At 64.7% G+C, this 4,579-nt stretch carries 5 protein-coding genes; all 5 read left to right on the top strand.

What is annotated here, in order from left to right; all coding sequences use genetic code 11:
• On the top strand, positions 1-411 hold a 411-nt coding region (locus AC1DYI_RS27305; RefSeq protein WP_477207265.1), incomplete at its 5' end, for a glycosyltransferase.
• A 28-nt stretch (positions 412-439) separates the two neighbouring features.
• Positions 440-1,102, top strand: a complete 663-nt coding sequence (locus AC1DYI_RS27300; RefSeq protein WP_477207264.1) for a hypothetical protein — start codon at positions 440-442, stop codon at positions 1,100-1,102.
• A gap of 5 nt (positions 1,103-1,107) precedes the next feature.
• Positions 1,108-2,316, top strand: a complete 1,209-nt coding sequence (locus AC1DYI_RS27295; protein WP_477207263.1) for a glycosyltransferase family 4 protein — start codon at positions 1,108-1,110, stop codon at positions 2,314-2,316.
• 273 nt (positions 2,317-2,589) lie between these two features.
• Positions 2,590-3,597: a polysaccharide pyruvyl transferase family protein gene (locus AC1DYI_RS27290; protein ID WP_477207262.1), complete on the top strand. Its 1,008-nt coding sequence runs from the start codon at positions 2,590-2,592 to the stop codon at positions 3,595-3,597.
• A gap of 14 nt (positions 3,598-3,611) precedes the next feature.
• Positions 3,612-4,532 (top strand): hypothetical protein, encoded by a 921-nt coding sequence (locus tag AC1DYI_RS27285; RefSeq protein WP_477207261.1) that lies wholly within the window; start codon positions 3,612-3,614, stop codon positions 4,530-4,532.
• The last annotated feature ends 47 nt before the right edge of the window (positions 4,533-4,579 follow it).

The following is a 4,579-nucleotide window of genomic DNA, read 5'->3' as shown; positions in this document are numbered from 1 at the left end:
CATGTGGCCCGGCACGGCCTGGAAGACTGTGTGCTGATAACGGGTTATCTTGACGAAGACGAGTTCTTTCGGCACATCGCTGCCGCCGACTGCCTGGTCAACCTGCGCTACCCCAGCGTCGGCGAGAGCTCGGGCACGCTCACGCGCGCCCTGGCGCTGGGCTTGCCAGCGATCGTCTACAACTTCGGGCCATTCGCGGAGATCCCGAACGATGTCGTCATCAAGGTGCCGCTCGAGCTGGTCGAGCCCGTGGCCCTGGCCGCCGCGCTGGAACGATTGATGCATGAGCCGGCCGAGCGCGATGCGCTGGGCGAGTCGGCCAGGCAATACATGCGCAGCCACCACTCCGTGCAGAGGTCTGCAGGCTTGTACCTCGATCTCGTGCAATCACTCAGCCGCGCCGCCGCTTGAGCGGGCGGGGCGAATTGCAGCCGTTTTCATGAGCTCAGAAATTCTTCCCAGTCTGCCGCGCTCATACAAGGTGTCAGAGCTCCTGAGCGGTGACAGCTCGGGCTTCATCATCAACGCCTACCTGGCCCTGCAGCGCCAGTGGCCCGACAAGGGTGGCTATCAACATTACCTGTACGTCCTGTCGGTCCACCCTGAGCAGCGGCCCACCGTCCTGCAGGAGATCGCCGCTTCGCCGGCCGCTCGGCGCCACGGCATCGAGTTGATCGACGACCTGCAAGAGGCCGAGCCGCCAGCGATCGACGCCGAGCAGCAGTACATCCGGCAATGCGTGAACCTTCGCATCCCGCATCTCGCGCATGCCATCGACGAGCTGAGTGCCCAGGACGCGGTGGCCGGTGTCAACGAAGAGGTCACCCGCCTGCAGCAGCGGATCGACGAGCAGGGCAAGGAGATCGCCAATCTGCGCCGCGAGCTGCGCAACATGGCCGCGCGGCTCGGAATCGGCACCGTGACGCTCGTTGCCAACCCCGTGTCGCAAGAAGGCGCAGCACCTGCGTTCCTGGTGAACGAAGTCGAACAGTTGAAAGCCACGGTTGAGCCGCTGCATCACTTCGCCACCGTCGAGCTGAAGCGCCTGATCGCCGACTACACCAACGCCTTGATCACCGCTCACCTCGACGCGGTGAGATGAACACCATGGACCGCATCGTCATGTTTTCGCCGCTGCCCCCGTGCAAATCGGGCATCGGCGCCTATACGGCCGAACTGCTGCCCACGCTGAGCCGGATGGTCGGCGTGACGCTCATCTGCCAGGAAAAGCCCGACGCCGACGAGGTCGACGACCTGTTGCGATCCTGTCCCGACCTCGAGGTGATCCCCTGGCCGGAATTCCAACCGACGCCGCAGCAACAGGCTCAGCCACACTTCTTCCAGATCGGCAACAACAAGGACCACGTCTTCGTCTACGACGCCTTCAGGCAGCGGCCCGAGGTGCTCGTCCAGCACGACTTCAATCTGCACTACCTGGTCGAGGATGCGACCTTGGCCCGCGGCGACGTGGCCGGCTACAAGGCCGTGATGCGCGAGGAGTACGGCGACTCGGGCGCCACGTTGGCCGACCTGCGCGGCATCGGCGTCTTCTCGGAAAGCCAGAAGCACACGCTGCCGGTGAACCGCCATCTGGTCTCGATCGCCAAAGGCGTCATCGTGCACAACCAATGGGTGTACGACCGGCTGCCCTCGGCCATTCGGCACCGCACCGTCAACGTGCCGCACCACTACTCGCCGTTGGCCGACCAGTTCCGCACGCTCAGCCCGCCCGAGGCGAGGTCGACCTTGGGTTTGCCGCACGACGTGCCGTTGATCCTGTCGCTCGGCTTCGTCACACCGCCCAAGCGGATCCATTCGACGCTGTCGGCGTTGGCGATGCTCAAGCGCGAGGGCAAAAAGTTCAGGTTCGTGATCGCCGGCGAGCGCAACCCCAGCTTCGACATCGACGACCACATCGCCCGCAACGACCYGGCCGATGAAGTCATCGTGACCGGCTACGTCTCGGAGATGGACTTCTTCCGCTACATCCGCGCGGCCGACCTGCTCGTCAACCTGCGCTACCCGACCGTCGGCGAAAGCTCAGGCACCTTGGCACGCGCCCTGGCGCTGGGCCTGCCGGCGATCGTCTACGACTTCGGCCCCTTCTCGGAGTTTCCCGACGACGTGGTGCACAAGGTGCCGCTGGAGAAAGGAGAGCCGGTGCAACTGGCGGCCGCCATCCGAAAGATCCTGGCCGACATCGGCTACGCCCGGTCGATGTCACTCGCGGCCATCAGCCACATGGCCAAGCACTGCACGGTTGAACGTTCGTGCGAGCAATACATGCGCCAAGCCAGTGTCCTGTCCGGCAAATAACTGCCATTGAGATTCGACCAGATGGTGATGAACGTGCGTCCGGACGGCTGGGCAGATACCCAGCGTATCTGCCCTGATGGCCGGGCGCGCGAGCGCGCCATCTGGTCGAACCCGCAGGGCGGGCCGAAATGGGGCGCTCGCAGCGCCGCCAAGCCGAGCCGATACCACGAGGTATCGGCTCGACTCGTCGACTCGCGATCATCCCCATTGCGGCCCGTCGCAATGACAGCTATTTGCCGGACAGGACACAACCTCATCAAGGGAGACTGAATCTTGATCACTTTTGTCGGATGGTACGGACGCCAGAACGGTGGCGACGAGGCCTTCAAGGATGTCCACCGGCTGATCTTTCCCGATCAGCCGCTCGAATGGGTGGACGACCGTGTCGCGCCCGATCCCAAGGTCGAGCGTCAGTGGGTGCTGGGGGGCGGCGACGTCATCAACGAGTTCTACATCAAGCGCATCCCCGACGAGGCGCCGTTCGTGATCTACGGCTGCGGCATCGGCGGTGAAGCCGAGTTCGCGGTGATGGAGCGGCATGCTCACCGCATCAAGGCGGCGTGGGTCCGCAACGCGAAGGACGCGGAGCGCCTGCGCGAAATGGGCATCAACGCCCGCTTCACGCCGGACATCGTGTTCCAGCTCAAGCGCTGGGCGATCGACCAGAAGCCGGCCGACCCGGCCGGCCCGGTCAACCGCAAGCGGCTGGTGGTGTTCCCTTCGGCCAATGCGGCGCAAGCCGCTTCGCGCGCCGGTGACCTGCGCAATTACCTGTACTACGAATTCTTCAAGCGCGAGTTGGCGCTGGTCTGCGACTTCCTGGCCGACTACTACGACATCGTGTTCTACCCGCTGTCGACCAACGTCAACGACAACGATCGCCTGTTCGCCGAAGAAGTGGCGAGCCACATGAAGGAAAAGCGGCGCGCCATCGTGATGCCCGGCGAAGACCCGATCCCCGAGGTCATCGAGCTCGTGCGCAACGCCGAACTGGTGCTGTCGATGAAGTTCCACGGGAACATCTTCTCGGTCCTCGCAGAGACGGCGTTCGTCAACATCGGCTTGTCGCGCAAGACGCAGTACCTGTGCCTGGACAACGGGCTGCCCGAGCTGTCGATTGCGCCGTACCAGTTCTCGTTCGACTCGCTCGTGCGCTCGGTGCGCGCGGCCGAAGACCCGAAGACGCTCGCCAAGATTCGCTCGATCAGCGACCAGTTGTTCGAACAGGCCAGTGCCGAAGGCGCGGCCTTTCGCAGCCTGCTGCGCGACCTGAGGACTTGAACCAAGGAACCACCATGGGAACTCTACAAACCATCTTGCCCAAGGAAGCGCAGACGCTGAGCCGGCGCCTTTGGCTGCGCGGCGCGAAGCGGCTCGGGCTGCTCGCTTTCGATGCCGAACAGATCAACGAGCGGGCGGCCGACGAAGAAGAGGTTCTGCCGCCGGCGGAACCGGTCGAAGGCGAGGGCACGGCCCCGACGCTTTTCGGCGCGTCGCTGTACCGGCCCGCGCCGACGGTCAGCCCGTTCACCCCGACGAGATCGACCAAAGGCCCGCACGGCACCGAGGGGCCCACGCGCGGCGGCATCAAGCTGCCCAGCGCCTCCTGCTGGGCCTTCGGCCGGCAGAGCTTTGCCATTCCCGAGCGTTTGCAGAACGCGCCGCAGCGATCAAAGAGATTCAGGCTCAGCCTGATCTTCACGCGGCCCATCCTCGCGCCGACGCAGCGCACCGCGCACGGTCAGGCCTACCTCGACTTCGTCAAGTGGGAGATCGCGCGCCTGATCACCGAGGCAATCCCGAAGTACGAGGTGAGCTACCTGATCCAGGACACGGCCGACAACGAAGCCTGGGAGCACTACGACGTCATCCTGCGCAGCCGCAAGCCCGAGCTGGTGAACTTCCTGACCGGGGCCACCGCGGATGAGCAGATGGCGCTGGCCATGGGCAGCGACGCGGTCTTGACCGACCACTACGAACTGGGCGCTGCGGTATGGGGGCATGGCCGACGCTCGGCGGTGCTCGGCGTCGATGCCTCGCACCAGGCTCACGCCAGCGGCCACTTCCTGCCGGAGTGGTCGTTCGACCGCGGTTCGCTCGATCAACTGATCCATCCCTATCCCAAGGGCAAGCCTGCCACGCCCGACTCGCTCGAGGCGCTGCAACTGACCGTCACCCAAGAGCTGGCAGCGGGCTGCCGGTGGTTCGAGGCCTGAATGAAAATCATCTGCCTAGGTTATTTCGAGCGCGGCAACTCCGGCGA

It is taken from the genome of Ideonella sp. P3_A4 (genome assembly GCF_056403075.1).
The sequence above is the reverse complement of the archived record's forward strand: the minus strand, read 5'-3'. Positions and strand labels throughout refer to the sequence as shown.

Coding starts and splice junctions, on each gene's coding strand:
- AC1DYI_RS27285 (WP_477207261.1), top strand. CDS start 3,612: ATGGGAACTCTACAAACCATCTTGCCCAAGGAAGCGCAGACGCTGAGC.
- AC1DYI_RS27300 (WP_477207264.1), top strand. CDS start 440: ATGAGCTCAGAAATTCTTCCCAGTCTGCCGCGCTCATACAAGGTGTCA.